A 607-nucleotide genomic window follows, 5' to 3' on the forward strand; every position below is an offset into this window, starting at 1 on the left:
TTGCCGCTGCGGTCGGGACCGCGCCTGATGATCACAAGGCTCACCGCGATCGCCAGTGTGACCACCATAATCAAGCCCAACTCGACCATGATCAAAATGGTAACCGATGCGTCGCGGTCTTGTGGACGTTCCCATTAGAGTCGGATGCATGCCTGAACTCCACGCCGCCCGCCGAGAGCGCTTCGCGGCCCACCTCGCCGAGCATGAGATCCCCGCCGCGCTCCTGACCCGGCTCGTGAACGTCCAGTATCTGACCGGACTCAGTAGCAGCAACGCTGCTGTACTGGTGACGGCCGACGGAACGGCCACATTGGCGACAGACGGCCGGTATGCGACGGCGGCCGCAACGGTGGCGCCGGATGTCGAGCTCGTGGTGATTCGAGGGGTGGCCGTCGAGCTGGCCAAGCGAGCGGCGGAGCGTGGCTTCGGCCGGCTGGCGGTCGAGGAGCATGACGTGACGATGGAGCTGTCTGCGACTATCCGCTCCGAGCTGGATGATGCGTCGCTCGCCCTTGAGCTGGTCCGGCTCGGGCGGGCAGTGGAAGACCTGCGGGCGGTCAAGGACGAGTCGGAGATCGATAGCCTCCGCAGCGCCTGCGCGATCTCG

The 607-nt window shown here is 65.7% G+C and carries 1 protein-coding gene; it reads left to right on the plus strand.

Annotated features, from left to right (window positions below; translation table 11 throughout):
* Positions 1 to 148 precede the first annotated feature (148 nt).
* Positions 149 to 607: aminopeptidase P family N-terminal domain-containing protein (locus tag ELR45_RS38650; protein ID WP_205857007.1), on the plus strand; the 459-nt coding region annotated here is incomplete at its 3' end.

The sequence above is a fragment of the Phytoactinopolyspora endophytica genome (genome assembly GCF_004138495.1).
Classification (GTDB): Bacteria; Actinomycetota; Actinomycetes; order Jiangellales; family Jiangellaceae; genus Phytoactinopolyspora; species Phytoactinopolyspora endophytica.